Here is a 15,855-nt window from a genome sequence, read left to right on the forward strand (position 1 = left end):
TAGACACTCATTCAAAAGTTGCAATATTTCTTTGTTGCTTACTTTTGCAAGTGCCCACACAGTTTGCTTGGCTTGATATATTGTTAAAGAGCGTTGCTTCGTTCCCGAAGCAGGGATGCGTATTCTACATCCCTTTGCCAGCGCGTCAAGTACTTTTTTCAACTCGTTTTGCTGGCCGTTATCACTTCCCGCTTTCGCGTCTTTCTCTGTGACAACGGCGGCGAATTATAGAGATCCTATTCAGACTTGCAAGCACTTTTTTGAAATTAATTTTATATGGCTAGTTTTTACCCAACTTTGTTGCTTTATTGTTTGATTCGTGGGAACTTTTAACTATAACTAACACACAAACTCACTAAGTAACTTAAACACGGACGTTACTCAGTAGTATTGGGGGAATTATAATGCACGCTTATACGAGATTTTCGCTCGTGAGTATTTTTAGTGCGAGCTTATTCATCGCACCAGCAGTTGCAAAACCGTTTAATATTTATAGTGCAGAGCCAACGAATCCTGTGATTGGTGTTAAAGCAAGTGAGATCGATCTCACTGCACTGACCGAGCGTGAAGTCAATTTAATCAAGAAATACAATAATGTCATTGATGACCACCTCAACTATAACTTCTCGATTACCCGTACCGTACGTATATTGGTGAATCACTACCCACAACACGTCAATCAAATATTAGTGGCTGCGTACCAACACTATCCAACGCGAATACCCTTAATTAATCGCGCTGTCATTCAAGTCGAGCCAGCACTTACGTCTGACGTGCTAACCACCACTCACCTGGTCGCACCGCAAGCATTTGATGAAACCATAGCGCAAGCCATAGATGTTGAGCCAAGCTATATCGATGATATCGTAACAACAGCTACCCAATTGGCGCCCGAAAAATTAGATACCATCGTACGTGTTGCTATAGTCAGTGAACCAAGAATGAGCGAAACGGTTGTTAAATCTGCCGCTGAAAGTGCGCCGAATGGCTTTCTAGATGCTGTGGTGTCATCCATAAAAGAAATACCGCAAGTCACTAAATCTGCCTTTGTAGCAGTTCGCGACTTTTTTAGTTTTAATGAATCAGATGAGCGACAGATACCAGAAGCTGAACAATGGCAACGTTTTATCGTTGAAGCTAAAGCTCAAGGAATTACTCGGGCAGAATTAGAGTGGTTTAAAGAACAAGGATACTTAACCGAAGAACAGATTGCCCAGGTTTATTCGGAACGAAAAACCAGACAACCAACTAACTAGTAAAAGAAAGGCATAAAAAAAGCCGGCTCAAGAGCCGGCTTTTTATTTGGGGTTTAGAAATCTTATTCTGCAGCTTCCGCTACTTCTTCGATTTCTTCAACCTCTGGACGGCCAACCAATTCAATGTAAGCCATTGGAGCGTTATCACCTGCACGGAAACCACACTTCATGATGCGAGTGTAGCCACCTGGGCGAGATTCATAACGCGGACCAAGTTCATTGAAAAGCTTGCCCACTACTTCTTTATCACGTGTACGTGCAAATGCTAAACGGCGATTTGCAACGCTGTCTTGTTTAGCCATTGTGATCAACGGCTCAACTACGCGACGTAACTCTTTCGCTTTTGGCAACGTCGTTTTGATGATCTCATGACGCACCAACGAGCCAGCCATATTGCGGAACATCGCTTGACGATGGCTGCTGTTACGATTGAGTTGACGACCACTCTTACGATGGCGCATACCTATACCCTTCTCAGTAAATCAATTACCAAGGCAACTTAGTCGTTGTCGATCAAGCTTGCTGGTGGCCAGTTCTCAAGGCGCATGCCAAGAGATAAACCACGAGACGCCAAGACGTCTTTGATTTCAGTAAGCGATTTCTTACCTAGGTTAGGCGTTTTTAACAGCTCAACCTCGGTACGTTGTACTAAGTCACCAATGTACTGAATTGCTTCTGCCTTCAAGCAGTTTGCAGAACGAACAGTCAATTCTAAGTCATCTACCGGACGGAGTAGAATCGGATCGAATTCCGGTTTCTCTTCCTTCTCTTCCGGCTCGCTGATATCACGAAGCTCGACGAACGCTTCTAGCTGTTCAGCTAGGATAGTAGCCGCTCGGCGAATTGCTTCTTCAGGATCCAATGTGCCATTGGTTTCCATCTCGATGATCAGCTTGTCCAAGTCGGTGCGTTGTTCAACACGTGCAGCATCAACGCTGTACGCAATACGCTCAACTGGACTGAAAGAGGCATCCACTAACAGACGACCGATCGGACGCTCCTCGTCATCTTCTGACTGACGAGCCGACGCAGGAACATAACCACGACCACGTTCAACCTTAACACGCATGTTTAATTCATTGTCGCCAGTAAGGTGACAAACTACGTGCTCAGGATTGACGATTTCAACATCACCATCGTGCTGGAAATCACCTGCGGTTACAGGACCTGCACCGGATTTATTCAAGGTCAACGTCGCTTCGTCTTTACCTTCTAAGCTGACAGCCAGCCCTTTGAGGTTCAACAAAATCTCGATGACATCTTCTTGCACGCCTTCTTTGCTGCTGTATTCGTGCAGCACGCCGTCGATTTCTACTTCAGTCACTGCACAGCCTGGCATTGACGACAATAGAATACGACGTAAAGCATTGCCTAGGGTGTAACCAAAGCCACGCTCTAGAGGCTCCAGTGTCACCTTGGCGTGAGTCGTGCTAATTTGCTCGATGTCAACTAACCTCGGCTTTAGGAATTCGGTAACAGAACCCTGCATTGTGTCCTCTCTCTATGCTTAAGCTTTACTTAGAGTAAAGCTCTACGATCAACTGTTCGTTAATTTCAGCAGACAAATCACTACGTTCTGGAAGACGTTTGAACTGACCTTCCATTTTGTTGCTGTCAACTTCTAACCAAACTGGCTTTTCACGCTGTTCAGAAAGTTCAAGCGCAGCACTGATACGTGCTTGCTTTTTCGCTTTCTCGCGAACAGACACAACATCTTCAGGGCGAACCGTGAATGATGGAATGTTAACCACTTGACCGTTAACAACGACCGCTTTGTGACTTACTAGCTGACGAGCTTCAGCGCGTGTAGACGCGAAACCCATACGATAAACTACGTTATCCAAACGCTGTTCTAGCAACTGCAACAGGTTTTCACCGGTATTGCCTTTAAGACGAGCAGCTTCTTTGTAGTAGTTACGGAATTGCTTCTCTAAAACGCCGTACATACGACGTACTTTTTGCTTCTCGCGCAACTGAACACCGTAATCAGACAAACGGCCACGACGGGCACCATGCTGACCAGGAGCAGTTTCGATCTTACATTTAGAATCGATTGCGCGTACGCCGCTTTTCAAGAACAAATCTGTTCCTTCGCGACGGCTTAGCTTGAGTTTAGGACCCAAATATCTTGCCATGATCTTTCTCCAACTATCGATTCACGCCTTTAAACGCGACGTTTCTTAGGCGGACGACAACCGTTGTGAGGAATAGGTGTCACATCGGTAATATTCGTGATGCGGTATCCTACTGCGTTCAGTGCGCGAATTGATGATTCACGACCTGGACCTGGACCGTTTACAAATACTTCCAAGTTTTTGAGACCATATTCCTTCGCCATTTCACCAGCACGCTCAGCAGCTACCTGCGCAGCGAACGGGGTTGATTTCCGTGAACCACGGAACCCAGATCCACCAGCTGTAGCCCATGCCAACGCATTACCTTGACGGTCTGTGATGGTGATGATGGTGTTGTTGAAAGATGCATGCACGTGAGCCATGCCATCGGCGACTTGCTTTTTAACGCGCTTGCGAGAACGAGTTTGTGCTTTAGCCATTACTCAATCCCCCTTATTTCTTAATCGGTTTGCGCGGACCTTTACGAGTGCGCGCGTTTGTCTTAGTGCGCTGTCCACGTAAAGGGAGGCTGCGACGATGACGAAGACCACGGAAACATCCGAGATCCATCAACCGTTTGATGTTCATTGAAACTTCGCGACGCAGGTCACCTTCGACTACGTACTTAGCTACTGCTTCACGAAGAACGTCTAATTTCTCTTCTGACAATGTACCGATCTGGGTATTTTCAGCAATGCCCGCTGCTTCGCAAATTGCGCTAGAGCGAGTACGACCAATACCATAGATTGCAGTCAATGCAATCACCGCGTGTTTATTGTCAGGAACGTTAATGCCAGCGATACGGGCCACTAACACGTCTCCTTTAATTTGTAGGCTTCAGTTGAAAAGCCCGTTAGGATACTCAACCGATTGCCGAATTGCAAATACTAAAGGTGGCGACCCTAAAGTCGCCGCCCTTTCCTTCGAATCAACCTTGCCGTTGCTTATGCTTTGCATCAGTGCAAATCACGCGCACAACACCGTTGCGCTTGATGATTTTGCAGTTACGGCAGATTTTCTTCACGGAAGCACGAACTTTCATTGCTACTCTCCGTTTCTACCTAACCTTAGCGACCGTAGCCTTTCAGGTTAGCCTTTTTAAGTACAGAATCGTATTGATGAGACATCATATGCGTCTGTACCTGTGCCATAAAGTCCATGATGACTACCACAATAATCAGTAGCGATGTGCCACCGAAATAGAACTGAACGTTCCAAGCGATCATCATAAACTCAGGAACCAAACATACAAAGGTAATGTATAGCGCGCCTGCCAACGTCAAGCGAGTCATTACTTTATCGATGTATCTAGACGTTTGTTCACCTGGGCGAATACCCGGGATGAACGCTCCAGATTTTTTCAAATTATCTGCTGTTTCACGCGGGTTGAAAACCAACGCTGTGTAGAAAAAGCAGAAGAAAATAATCGCAGCCGCATATAGTAACACATAAAGAGGCTGACCTGGAGATAAAGTCATAGAAACTTGTTGCAGTACATCTGCAACAACACCGTCACCTGAACCAAACCAAGTCGCGATAGTACCTGGGAACAGGATGATACTTGATGCGAAAATCGGTGGAATAACACCCGCCATATTAACTTTCAATGGCAAGTGTGTACTTTGTGCCGCGAATACCTTACGTCCTTGTTGACGCTTAGCATAGTTAACAACGATACGACGTTGGCCACGCTCCACGAAAACAACAAAGTAAGTAACCGCTAACACGATTACACCAATAAGCAACAAGAGTAATATATTTAAATCGCCTTGACGCGCCTGTTCTGCTGTCTGACCGATAGCAGAAGGCAAGCCTGCAACAATACCCACGAAAATCAGGATAGAGATACCGTTACCGATGCCTCGTTCAGTAATTTGCTCACCTAACCACATTAAGAACATGGTACCAGTGACCAAACTCACCACAGCGGTGAAGTAAAACTGAAAGCCTGGGTCAATGACTAGGCCAGGCATCAAGTTAGGTAAGCCCGTGGCGATCCCTATTGACTGGAATGTAGCAAGGATCAGCGTACCCCAACGAGTGTACTGACTTATCTTGCGACGTCCTGCCTCACCTTCTTTCTTCAATTCTGCTAGGCGTGGGTGAACCACCGTTGCCAATTGCATAATAATCGAAGCAGAGATGTAAGGCATGATTCCCAGCGCAAAAACGGATGCACGCTCAAGTGCACCACCGCTGAACATGTTAAACATGGCAACGATGGTGTCCTTTTGCTGTGAAAACAGCTGAGCTAACACGGCGGCATCAATACCAGGAATAGGCACAAAGGAGCCCGCTCGGAAGACGATAATCGCTCCTAACACAAACAACAGGCGACGCTTGAGTTCCGACAAGCCACCTTGCGCTCGATTTGATTCCAATCCTGGTTTAGCCATGAGACCTATCCTTCGATGTTTCCGCCAGCAGCTTCAATAGCTTCGCGAGCGCCTTTTGTAACTTTAAGACCTTTAACAGCTACTTTACGGCTGATTTCGCCAGACTTAATGACTTTAGCAGCCAATGCATCTTTACGAACCAGGTTAGCCGCTTTAAGCGCTGCCAAGTCAACGACATCGCCGTCAACTTTTGCGATCTCAGCTAGGTTTACTTCAGCCGTCAATGCCGCTTTACGTGAAGTAAAGCCAAACTTCGGCAAACGACGTTGAATTGGCATTTGACCGCCCTCGAAACCTGGCTTCACGGTACCGCCAGAACGAGACTTCTGACCTTTATGACCACGAGCACCAGTCTTACCGAGACCAGAACCAATACCACGACCTAAGCGCTTCTTACTGCTTTTTGCACCCGGTGCAGGAGCAAGAGTATTAAGTTTCATCGCTTAGTCCTCCACCTTAACCATATAAATTACTTGGTTCACCATACCGCGGACTGCAGCAGTGTCTTCCAACTCTACTGTGTGACCAATACGGCGGAGACCCAAGCCACGTAGTGTAGCTTTATGTTTCGGTAAACGACCGATAGAGCTACGCGTCTGTGTTACTTTTAATGTCTTTTTCGCCATTGTTCACTACCCCAGTATCTCGTCAACGCGCAATCCACGCTTAGCCGCTACTTGCTCAGGCGACTTCATGTCGTTCAATGCTTTAATAGTTGCACGAACAACGTTGATTGGGTTGGTTGAACCATATGCTTTTGAAAGCACGTTATGAACACCTGCGACTTCCAATACCGCACGCATCGCACCACCTGCGATGATACCGGTACCTTCAGAGGCTGGTTGCATATATACCTGTGAACCTGAGTGACGGCCTTTAACAGGGTGCTGTAAGGTATCACCCTTAAGCTGCACGGTCACCATGTTGCGACGTGCTTTTTCCATCGCTTTCTGGATAGCGGCAGGCACTTCACGTGCTTTACCGTAACCGAAACCGACTTTACCTTTGCCATCGCCAACCACAGTCAGTGCAGTGAAGCTAAAGATACGACCACCTTTAACAACTTTTGCTACACGATTAACTGTGATCAACTTTTCGATCAGTTCACCGTTTTGAGCTTCTACATTTGCCATGTTCGTCTCCTAGAACTGAAGTCCAGCTTCACGCGCAGCGTCTGCTAATGCAGCAACGCGACCGTGGTATTTAAAACCACTGCGGTCGAAAGTAACGTCTTTGATACCTTTCTCAACCGCGCGTTCAGCGATAACTTTACCCACAACCTTAGCGGCATCAGCATTACCTGTTTTTTCCACTTGGTCACGGATCGCTTTTTCAACCGTCGAAGCGGCTGCTAGCACTTCAGATCCGTTAGGTGCGATCAACTGTGCATAAATGTGTCGTGGCGTACGGTGTACAACCAGACGGTTTGCACCCAACTCTTTGATTTGTTTACGTGCGCGAGTAGCACGACGTAAGCGAGCTGCTTTCTTGTCCATCGTATTACCCTACTTTTTCTTGGCTTCTTTACGGCGCACTTGCTCATCCGAATAACGAACACCTTTACCTTTATAAGGTTCAGGTTTGCGATATGCGCGGATGTTAGCTGCAACTTGTCCAACAAGCTGCTTATTTGCGCCCTTAACGACAACCTCAGTTTGAGAAGGAGTTTCGATTGTGATTCCTTCTGGAATCTCGAACTCTACAGGGTGTGAGAAGCCCAAAGTTAGGTTTAGTTTTTTACCTTGCGCTTGCGCACGGTAACCAACACCCATCAATTGCAGCTTACGTTCGAACCCTTTGCTTACTCCAACTACCATATTGTTTAGCAACGCACGCGCAGTACCAGCTTGCGCAGTAGAGTTTGCAACTCCTTCGCGCGGTACAGTGCGTAGCTCGTTCTCTTCTTGAACAAGCTCAACTGCGTCGTTAACAACGTGACTCAGTGAGCCTTGGGCACCCTTAATGGTAACTTCCTGACCGTTTAGCGTAACTTCAACGCCAGCAGGAATCTCAATAGGTGCTTTAGCAACACGTGACATCTCCTACCTCCTAATTACGCTACGTAACCGATGACTTCGCCACCAAGACCAGCTTGGCGAGCGGCACGGTCGGTCATGAGGCCTTTCGATGTTGAAACAACAGCGATACCCAGACCACCCATCACGTTAGGCAACTCGTTGCGTTTTTTGTAAATACGCAGACCAGGGCGACTAACGCGCTCGATAGATTCAATAACTGGCTTTCCTTCGAAGTATTTAAGTTCGATTTCAAGCTCAGGTTTAGCAGTACTCTCAGTGCGGTAATCAACAATGAAACCTTCTTTCTTAAGCACTTCGGCGATTGCCACTTTTTGCTTAGATGAAGGCATCTTTACTGACACTTTGTTAGCACCTTGAGCGTTGCGAATGCGTGTGAACATATCCGCAATTGGATCTTGCATGCTCATATTTGCTTTCTCCCGTGATTCGTGGCTTACCAGCTAGCTTTTTTCAAGCCAGGAATTTCACCGCGCATCGCCATCTCACGCACCTTGATTCGACTCATGCCGAACTTACGGAGGAAACCGTGAGGACGACCAGTGATACGACAACGATTACGTTGACGTGTCGGACTGGCATCACGTGGGAGCTGTTGCAATTTAAGTACGGCTTCCCAACGCTCTTCGTCTGATGCTTTCGGGTCATTAATGACCGCTTTCAGTGCATTGCGTTTTTCTGCGTATTTTGACGCAAGCTTTGCTCGCTTCGCGTCACGCGCTTTCATTGACTGTTTTGCCATAACTCTACACCTTACTTTCTGAACGGGAAGTTAAAGGCAGCTAGCAAAGCACGAGCTTCGTCATCTGTGCCAGCATTAGTGGTAATGGTGATATCCAGACCACGTACCTTGTCGACTTTGTCATAGTCGATTTCCGGAAAGATGATCTGCTCACGAACACCCATGCTGTAGTTACCACGACCATCAAACGACTTAGGGTTGAGGCCACGGAAGTCACGGATACGTGGAATTGCAATCGAGATTAGACGTTGCAAAAAGTCCCACATACGCTCGCCGCGCAGAGTTACCTTACAGCCAATCGGGAAGCCTTCACGGATTTTGAAACCGGCGACAGACTTGCGCGCTACAGTACGAATTGGCTTTTGACCAGAGATTGCCTCTAAGTCTGCCACTGCATTGTCAAGTACTTTTTTGTCAGCCAGAGCTTCACCAACACCCATGTTAAGGGTGATTTTCTCAATCCGAGGGACTTGCATGACGCTGTTGTAGCTGAACTCTTTCATCAGTCCAGGAACTACCGATTCTTTATAAAAATCATGCAGTTTCGCCATCGTAAAACTCCAAAATTGAATTAAATGATTGCGTTGTTCGATTTGAAGAAACGGACTTTTTTGCCGTCTTCGAATCGGAATCCAACACGATCTGCTTTACCTGTCTCTGGGTTAAGGATCGCTACGTTAGAAATATGGATTGGTGCTTCTTGTTCAACGATGCCACCAGATTCACCTAAAGCCGGGTTCGGCTTTTGGTGTTTCTTGACAACGTTAACACCTTCCACAATCACGCGATTCTTATCGGTAAGAACTTTAAGGACTTTGCCTTGCTTGCCCTTGTCCTTACCGGCCAGGACGACTACTTCGTCATCACGTTTAATTTTTGCCGCCATAATGGACTCCTTATAAAACTTCTGGTGCCAACGAGATAATCTTCATAAACTGCTCTGAACGCAGTTCACGAGTTACCGGACCGAAGATACGAGTACCAATTGGCTGTTGGTTGTTGTTTAACAACACAGCCGCGTTGCGGTCAAAACGGATGACCGACCCGTCTTGACGACGGACGCCTTTTCTGGTGCGAACGACCACCGCATTCACAACATCGCCTTTCTTCACCTTACCGCGCGGAATTGCTTCCTTGACAGTAACTTTGATGATATCACCGATGTTCGCGTAGCGGCGGTGCGAACCACCTAGAACCTTAATACATTGTACGCTGCGCGCGCCGGAGTTATCGGCAACGTCCAGGGTAGTTTGCATTTGGATCATTTCAGTGCCCCGCTTAGTTAAAAAAACAGACCCTCTCGGGTCGTGCTGCCTTTTGGTTTTTCCCTTATAAAAAGGGCGGCGAATTGTAACAGATAAAAATATGAAGTGATAGGGTTATCTCACTTTTTTTGCTAATCATCGGATCTCCACCACTATCAGTTGGCACTCATCCTTTACAATGGTAAATTCGTAAAACATTGTTCATGTTTGACTTGTATAGTTTTGTGGAATAGCAACCGAGGCCCGAAGTATTAGCTTATGAACCTATTTTATATTGTGTTCGCGCCATTGATTGGTGCTCTGATTCCTTTACTGCTTCGACGAACGAGTCGCCCTGTAAAGACGATTGCCACTGTGGCAATCCCACTCTCATGTATTTTGGTTGCATGGCCACTGGCGCAACAAACGCTTGCTGGCGATATTCCCACCGCCATCCAACACTGGTTACCGAATATTGATTTTGACCTTGCCTTCCGGCTTGACGGTTTATCATTGTTATTTGTCAGTTTGATTTTAGGTATTGGCGTATTAATTATTCTCTACGCGCACTATTACCTTTCGAGTAAAGACAGTGATAGTCGATTCTATGCCTGCCTACTGCTCTTTATGGCGTCGATGCTTGGTATTGTCACAGCGGATAACGTATTACTGATGTGGGCATTCTGGGAGCTAACGAGTATTTCTTCGTTCTTACTGATTGGCTACTGGCACCATAAAAGTGACGCTCGCCGAGGCGCTCGGATGGCATTGGCGACAACAGGCGCTGGCGGGCTTGCGCTATTGGCGGGTTTGCTGATCATCGGTCATATTGCTGGAAGCTACCAACTGGATGCCATATTCGCGGCAAAAGATGCGATTCAAGCGCATAGTTTATATGTCCCTGCTTTAATTCTCGTCCTTTTAGGCGCATTTACTAAGTCAGCACAGTTTCCGTTCCAGTTCTGGTTACCGCACGCAATGGCTGCACCTACGCCAGTAAGTGCCTACTTACACTCCGCGACGATGGTGAAGGCAGGTATCTTTTTACTCGCACGTATGCACCCAGCATTGGCAGGTACAGAATTTTGGTTCATTACTGTCACCCTTATTGGTCTCATCACCATGCTGGTTGGTGCATACTTTGCGCTTCTCAAACACGATTTGAAAGGATTACTCGCGTTCTCAACTGTCAGCCATCTCGGTTTGATTTGTATGTTGTTGGGTATCGGCTCTCAAGCGGCAGTGATTGCAGCACTATTTCACGTGATTAATCATGCGTGCTTTAAAGCAGGCTTGTTCATGACTGCAGGTATTATTGACCATGAAACTGGTACGCGTGACATGCGGAAGTTGCAAGGTTTGCTTGGCTTCATGCCGATTACCGCCACACTCGCCATGGTCGTGACGGCTGCGATGGCGGGCATACCTCCATTTAACGGCTTTATGTCCAAGGAGCTGTTTCTTGACCAGGCTCTCAATCAACAATTATTTGGTGGTTTAAGCTGGTTCGTGCCAGTACTTGCAACCGTGGGTGCAGCGCTCTCGGTTGCCTATTCAATCCGATTTATTCACGACGTGTTCTTTAACGGTGAATATAAGGAGCTACCTAAACAACCTCATGACCCGCCCAAGATGATGGCATTACCAGTGCTTGTATTGGCGTCGCTCTGTATTGTTATTGGTTTGATTCCAATGCTTGCTGTGTCGGGCATTCTTAACCAAGCCGTGAGCAGCGTAGTGCTCGCGCCGGTCGAGGTGAAACTGAGCCTTTGGCACGGCTTTAATATCCCATTATTGATGAGCGCAGTCGCTATTATCGGCGGTATCGTAATATACAGCCAACGCGACCAGCTGTTCACGTTTAATCGCCAGTTCGAGGGTCAGGACGCTAAGCACAACTTTGAACGATTAGTACAAACGGTGTGTGATAGTGCTAATCGCTTATTTACTCATCTCGATACCGGCTCGCTGCAGCGCTATATGGCGTTAGTGCTTATTGCAGTGATTGTTCTAGTGATACCGCAGTTGATTGATATCGTCAGCTTAGAAGGCGATCGGTCTCAGCAGCCTGTCGACTTTGTTTCGTTAGTGGGCGCTTCAGTGTTGATGATTGCGGGTTTTGCGACGGCGATCCTACACCGCCACCGTTTCATTATGCTGATGATGCTGTCGGTGGTAGGTTTGATTGTGTCACTGGCGTTCGCACATTTTTCCGCGCCCGACTTGGCGATGACCCAGTTAGTCGTCGAGGTGGTGAGTATTATCCTGATGGTACTTGCACTTTTCTTCATGCCGCAAAAGACAGCGCGTGCATCGACAGGACATCGTGTATTTCGCGATATTTTGATCGCCAGTCTTTTCGGCGGTATTGTCGCTACACTGAACTATGGAATACTCACCAGCGACTTTGAAACCATTTCGGATTTCTTTATTGCAAATGCGAAGACTGGCGGTGGCGGTACCAACGTGGTGAACGTGATCCTGGTCGATTTCCGTGGCTTTGATACCTTAGGTGAGATTACCGTCCTCGCAATAGCGGCAGCGGGTATCCACAAGCTACTGAACAAACTTAAACCGTTCATCCCATCCAGTGATATTGATGGTCGACCTTGGCATCGTATTAAGCACCCTCTGATGCTAACCAACGTCGCCAACCTGGTTTTACCCATGGCGATGGTCGTTGCTGTGTACATCTTCTTACGCGGTCACAACTTACCTGGTGGTGGATTTATCGCTGGCCTCATTGCTGCCTCTGCGATGATCCTTCAGTACATCGCCAATGGTGTTGATTGGGTTAAAGACCGATTTAACGTTAACTACCAATCACTCATGTCTTTCGGCGTGATGATTGCCGCATTGACGGGTATAGGTAGCTGGTTCTTTGACCGCCCTTTCCTCACCTCTTGGTTTACGTACCTTAAGTGGCCAGTGGTGGGTAAGTTCGAGTTTGCAACTGCGTTGCTGTTTGATTTAGGTGTTTTCCTCACTGTAATTGGGGCCACCATGATGATTTTAAGTAACTTCGGGAAAATGACCACGCGTCATCGTCCTCGTGAGGAGGGGAATTAAATGGAAGCGTTATTCTCAGTTACCGTTGGAGTATTAACAGCCTGCAGTGTGTTTCTTATACTGCGTGGACGTTCATTTCCTGTCGTCGTGGGTATCACGATGCTGTCATATGCCGTTAACCTGTTCTTATTTTCTACAGGTCGTCTTACCATCGATGGTGCACCTATCCTTGGGACCAACACGGAATATGCAGACCCATTACCCCAAGCCTTGGTGCTTACCGCCATCGTCATCGGCTTCGCGATGACCGCTTACTCGGTGATTCTCGCGGTACGTACCCGTGGCGAAATCGGCACAGATGAAGTCAATGAACAAGATAGTGGGGAGTCTTCACGCTAATGTGGCAACAACATCTAGCAATATTACCAATATTAATTCCATTATTTACTGCGTTATTGCAGTTGCTCCCTTGGGGCGACCGTCCACAACCTAAGCGGCGTGCGCTTGGTTTAGCATCCAGTATATTAACGCTCGTATTTGCAGCGCTGTTACTCTTTAACGTGAATCAGCAAGGCATGATGGTTTATGCCTTAGGTGACTGGCCGGCACCCTTTGGTATTGTCTTGGTGCTCGATAAACTGAGTGCGTTGATGATCTTACTAACCGCCGTGCTAGCACTGCCGGTGCTGGTTTACGGTTGCTATGCTGAAGACAATTTAGGTTCACACTTTCACGCCCTCTTTCAGTTTCAAGTGATGGGTATTATTGGTGCCTTCGCAACAGGTGACTTATTTAACCTTTTTGTTTTCTTCGAAGTACTGTTGATCTCGTCCTATGGGCTTATGATGCATGGCGGCGGCAAATTCCGTGTCCGCTCTACACTTCACTATGTGTTGCTGAACCTACTCGGCTCGGCATTATTCCTGATCAGTGTGGGCACACTGTATGCCACGACGGGTACGCTAAACATGGCGGATATGGCTGAGAAAGTAGCTCAGCTTTCGGGTGATGAAGCCGCACTTGCGAAAGCGGGTGGGTTCATGTTGCTCGCTGTGTTTGGTATTAAAGCAGCGATACTGCCCTTACATTTTTGGTTGCCACAAGCCTACTCAACAACCACAGGTGTTGTTGCGGCATTATTTGCAATCATGACAAAAGTCGGTGTGTACTCGATTATTCGTGTATATACACTAATTTTCGGTCCTGAAGCTAATGAACTGACTTGGCTTGCAGCCGATTGGCTGTGGATTTTAGGTATTCTCACGCTCATCTTCGGTATTATTGGTATGCTCGGTGCGCGAGACTTCAGGCTACTGGTCGCCTATTTAGTTATCGTTTCTGTCGGCACCCTATTAGCCACATACAGCTTTAGTTCAGTAGCAGGGATAAGTACCGCGTTATTTTACCTTATTCACTCTACTGTTATCACAGGAGCGTTATTTTTACTTGCTGATGTCATGGCATTCGAACGCGGAAAAACCGCCTCTCGCATTGTTACAGGCAAGCGTATGGCAAATCACAACACCTATGCCATCATGTTTCTTGTTGCGAGTATCGCCATTATCGGTCTCCCACCGCTGAGTGGGTTTGCTGGCAAGTTAATGATTTTAGAAGCTGCGCCCGTTTCAACCAGTGGTTTTTGGTTATGGGGGACTATGCTCGTTGCTACCTTAGTTATGCTCATTATGATGAGCCGCACAGGTAGTAAGATGATATGGCACACGCTACAAGGCAAACCCAATGACCAGTCTGCACCGATGGGCAAACGTGTCGCTATCGGTGTACTGCTCTCGTTATCGTTGTTCCTCACTATTTTCGCGAACCCAGTCCGTGATTATACCGACGCGGTCGCTGAGCAGCTGCTCGATACTGAGACTTATCCGAATAATATCATTCCATCACGTAATGGAGAGGGCCAATATGAGTAAGTTGTTTCCAGCCCCATTTCTAACACTTTGCCTGTTCGCTATCTGGCTATTGCTGTTTAACTCCATTGCACCAGGCGTAGTGATCTTGGGTCTTATCGTCACGTCATTGATTCCATTGTTATTACGCCCTGCGTGGCCCACGTTCAAAACAATTAAAAAGCCCCATCTTGCTTTGGGATACTTGGTGATTTTGATTTACGACATTATCGTAGCGAACTTTAAAGTGGCTGCTTTAATACTGGGCCGTCGTAAACACTTGAAGCCGGCGTTATTTGTATTTCCACTTGATATGGTAGACGAGCTACCTGTGACCATTTTGGCGAGCACCATCACCCTCACGCCGGGCACCGTATCCTGTGAAATCACGCGCGGGCGCCGTGGCATTTTGATTCACGCATTTTCTGATGAGACTCCAGAAGAAACAATCAAAGTGATACGTCACCGTTACGAACGTCGCCTGAAGGAGATTTTCCAATGCTAACGACAGTGATACACATTGCGTTCGTATTATTTAGTTTGTCGATTATTATGAATTTTTGGCGCTTAGTAAAAGGCCCCGACTTACCCGATCGCATTCTAGCGCTCGATACGGTTTATATTAATTCACTTGCGTTGCTGTTGCTGCTCGGTATTTATCAAAATACCCAAACCTATTTTGAAGCAGCGTTGTTGATCGCGATGTTTGGGTTCGTCGGTACTATCGCGGCAGGTAAGTTTTTGCTTCGCGGCGATTTAATTGAGTAAGGAGGAATGGGATGGAAGCGTTAAATCAATTACCCGAGTGGACGCAGTGGATTATTGCTTTCTTTATTCTACTCGGCGCAGTATTCGCGTTTATCGGATCGCTTGGGTTAGCCATCTTGCCTGACTTTTTCACTCGGTTACATGCACCCACGAAAAATACCACCATGGGTATTGGTGGCATTGTAATAGCAGCGATCATTTCGACTTCAGCGCAGGGCACGCTCACCTTAAATGAACTATTGATTGCAATTTTCTTGTTCTTAACAGCGCCCATTAGTGCCCATATTCTGGCTAAAGCAGCGTTACACACTGAGCTACCCAAGTTTTCTGCGACACGCGACTTTCGCGATGAAGACGACGCCTATCAACATGAGCCCAAGAAATAA

General features: G+C 47.0%; 24 protein-coding genes. 7 read left to right on the top strand and 17 right to left on the bottom strand.

The genetic code is table 11. The annotated features are described in order from the left end of the window. Positions 1 to 431: 431 nt before the first annotated feature. Positions 432 to 1,256 (top strand): hypothetical protein, encoded by an 825-nt coding sequence (locus DFP83_RS08955; protein ID WP_126753155.1) that lies wholly within the window; start codon positions 432 to 434, stop codon positions 1,254 to 1,256. Positions 1,257 to 1,318: 62 nt separating this feature from the next. On the opposite strand, the gene rplQ is transcribed toward DFP83_RS08955, so the two are convergent. The 17 genes from rplQ to rplN all read right to left on the bottom strand — a co-directional run bounded on the left by rplQ (position 1,319) and on the right by rplN (position 9,809). Beyond that, a complete protein-coding gene (gene rplQ / locus DFP83_RS08960) occupies positions 1,319 to 1,717 on the bottom strand; it encodes a 50S ribosomal protein L17 (RefSeq protein ID WP_110574953.1) in 399 nt (132 codons plus the stop codon). A gap of 38 nt (positions 1,718 to 1,755) precedes the next feature. Beyond that, a complete protein-coding gene (locus tag DFP83_RS08965) occupies positions 1,756 to 2,745 on the bottom strand; it encodes a DNA-directed RNA polymerase subunit alpha (protein WP_071463924.1) in 990 nt (329 codons plus the stop codon). 25 nt (positions 2,746 to 2,770) lie between these two features. Continuing rightward, positions 2,771 to 3,391 carry a 30S ribosomal protein S4 gene (gene rpsD / locus DFP83_RS08970; RefSeq protein WP_110574955.1) on the bottom strand — a complete coding sequence of 207 codons (621 nt, stop codon included), beginning with the start codon at positions 3,389 to 3,391 and terminating at the stop codon, positions 2,771 to 2,773. A 29-nt stretch (positions 3,392 to 3,420) separates the two neighbouring features. Further along, positions 3,421 to 3,810, bottom strand: coding sequence for a 30S ribosomal protein S11 (gene rpsK / locus DFP83_RS08975; protein ID WP_006956431.1), 390 nt, complete (start codon positions 3,808 to 3,810; stop codon positions 3,421 to 3,423). 13 nt (positions 3,811 to 3,823) lie between these two features. Continuing rightward, positions 3,824 to 4,180, bottom strand: coding sequence for a 30S ribosomal protein S13 (rpsM, locus tag DFP83_RS08980; RefSeq protein ID WP_110574957.1), 357 nt, complete (start codon positions 4,178 to 4,180; stop codon positions 3,824 to 3,826). A 118-nt stretch (positions 4,181 to 4,298) separates the two neighbouring features. Further along, complete coding sequence (gene rpmJ, locus DFP83_RS08985) at positions 4,299 to 4,412, bottom strand: 50S ribosomal protein L36 (RefSeq protein ID WP_006956433.1); 114 nt, start codon at positions 4,410 to 4,412, stop codon at positions 4,299 to 4,301. A gap of 25 nt (positions 4,413 to 4,437) precedes the next feature. Further along, the gene (secY, locus tag DFP83_RS08990; protein WP_110574959.1) at positions 4,438 to 5,766 is read right to left on the bottom strand and encodes a preprotein translocase subunit SecY; all 1,329 of its coding nucleotides are present in this window, start codon (positions 5,764 to 5,766) and stop codon (positions 4,438 to 4,440) included. Positions 5,767 to 5,771: 5 nt separating this feature from the next. Further along, a complete protein-coding gene (rplO, locus tag DFP83_RS08995; protein ID WP_110574961.1) occupies positions 5,772 to 6,206 on the bottom strand; it encodes a 50S ribosomal protein L15 in 435 nt (144 codons plus the stop codon). A 3-nt stretch (positions 6,207 to 6,209) separates the two neighbouring features. Beyond that, positions 6,210 to 6,392 carry a 50S ribosomal protein L30 gene (gene rpmD, locus DFP83_RS09000; RefSeq protein WP_006956436.1) on the bottom strand — a complete coding sequence of 61 codons (183 nt, stop codon included), beginning with the start codon at positions 6,390 to 6,392 and terminating at the stop codon, positions 6,210 to 6,212. A gap of 6 nt (positions 6,393 to 6,398) precedes the next feature. Next, positions 6,399 to 6,899, bottom strand: coding sequence for a 30S ribosomal protein S5 (gene rpsE / locus DFP83_RS09005; protein WP_110574963.1), 501 nt, complete (start codon positions 6,897 to 6,899; stop codon positions 6,399 to 6,401). Positions 6,900 to 6,908: 9 nt separating this feature from the next. Then, positions 6,909 to 7,262, bottom strand: coding sequence for a 50S ribosomal protein L18 (gene rplR, locus DFP83_RS09010; protein ID WP_006956438.1), 354 nt, complete (start codon positions 7,260 to 7,262; stop codon positions 6,909 to 6,911). Positions 7,263 to 7,271: 9 nt separating this feature from the next. Next, on the bottom strand, positions 7,272 to 7,805 hold the full coding sequence (gene rplF / locus DFP83_RS09015; RefSeq protein WP_110574965.1) for a 50S ribosomal protein L6: 534 nt from the start codon (positions 7,803 to 7,805) through the stop codon (positions 7,272 to 7,274). Between the two features lie 14 nt (positions 7,806 to 7,819). Beyond that, positions 7,820 to 8,212, bottom strand: a complete 393-nt coding sequence (rpsH, locus tag DFP83_RS09020; protein ID WP_071463928.1) for a 30S ribosomal protein S8 — start codon at positions 8,210 to 8,212, stop codon at positions 7,820 to 7,822. Positions 8,213 to 8,238: 26 nt separating this feature from the next. Further along, entirely contained in the window at positions 8,239 to 8,544 is a 306-nt protein-coding gene (gene rpsN / locus DFP83_RS09025) for a 30S ribosomal protein S14 (protein ID WP_071463929.1), read from the bottom strand. Between the two features lie 11 nt (positions 8,545 to 8,555). Next, complete coding sequence (rplE, locus tag DFP83_RS09030; protein ID WP_006956442.1) at positions 8,556 to 9,095, bottom strand: 50S ribosomal protein L5; 540 nt, start codon at positions 9,093 to 9,095, stop codon at positions 8,556 to 8,558. Between the two features lie 20 nt (positions 9,096 to 9,115). Beyond that, entirely contained in the window at positions 9,116 to 9,430 is a 315-nt protein-coding gene (rplX, locus tag DFP83_RS09035; RefSeq protein ID WP_006956443.1) for a 50S ribosomal protein L24, read from the bottom strand. A gap of 10 nt (positions 9,431 to 9,440) precedes the next feature. Next, positions 9,441 to 9,809 carry a 50S ribosomal protein L14 gene (gene rplN, locus DFP83_RS09040; RefSeq protein WP_006956444.1) on the bottom strand — a complete coding sequence of 123 codons (369 nt, stop codon included), beginning with the start codon at positions 9,807 to 9,809 and terminating at the stop codon, positions 9,441 to 9,443. Positions 9,810 to 10,067: 258 nt separating this feature from the next. On the opposite strand from rplN, the gene DFP83_RS09045 reads away from it, so the two are divergent. From DFP83_RS09045 to DFP83_RS09070, 6 genes are read left to right on the top strand one after another with little or no spacing between them, the layout of a single operon-like run. Beyond that, positions 10,068 to 12,857, top strand: coding sequence for a monovalent cation/H+ antiporter subunit A (locus DFP83_RS09045; protein WP_110574967.1), 2,790 nt, complete (start codon positions 10,068 to 10,070; stop codon positions 12,855 to 12,857). Next, on the top strand, positions 12,858 to 13,196 hold the full coding sequence (locus DFP83_RS09050; RefSeq protein ID WP_110574969.1) for a Na+/H+ antiporter subunit C: 339 nt from the start codon (positions 12,858 to 12,860) through the stop codon (positions 13,194 to 13,196). Beyond that, entirely contained in the window at positions 13,196 to 14,725 is a 1,530-nt protein-coding gene (locus DFP83_RS09055; protein ID WP_110574971.1) for a monovalent cation/H+ antiporter subunit D, read from the top strand. The genes DFP83_RS09050 and DFP83_RS09055 overlap by 1 nt, the downstream gene beginning before the upstream one ends. Then, complete coding sequence (locus DFP83_RS09060) at positions 14,718 to 15,206, top strand: Na+/H+ antiporter subunit E (RefSeq protein WP_110574972.1); 489 nt, start codon at positions 14,718 to 14,720, stop codon at positions 15,204 to 15,206. Before DFP83_RS09055 ends, DFP83_RS09060 begins: the two co-directional genes overlap by 8 nt. Continuing rightward, a complete protein-coding gene (locus tag DFP83_RS09065) occupies positions 15,200 to 15,469 on the top strand; it encodes a K+/H+ antiporter subunit F (RefSeq protein WP_110574974.1) in 270 nt (89 codons plus the stop codon). The genes DFP83_RS09060 and DFP83_RS09065 overlap by 7 nt, the downstream gene beginning before the upstream one ends. A gap of 11 nt (positions 15,470 to 15,480) precedes the next feature. After that, positions 15,481 to 15,855 (top strand): Na+/H+ antiporter subunit G, encoded by a 375-nt coding sequence (locus DFP83_RS09070; RefSeq protein ID WP_110574976.1) that lies wholly within the window; start codon positions 15,481 to 15,483, stop codon positions 15,853 to 15,855.

The sequence above is a fragment of the Idiomarina fontislapidosi genome (assembly GCF_003226255.1).
Lineage (GTDB): Bacteria > Pseudomonadota > Gammaproteobacteria > Enterobacterales > Alteromonadaceae > Idiomarina > Idiomarina fontislapidosi.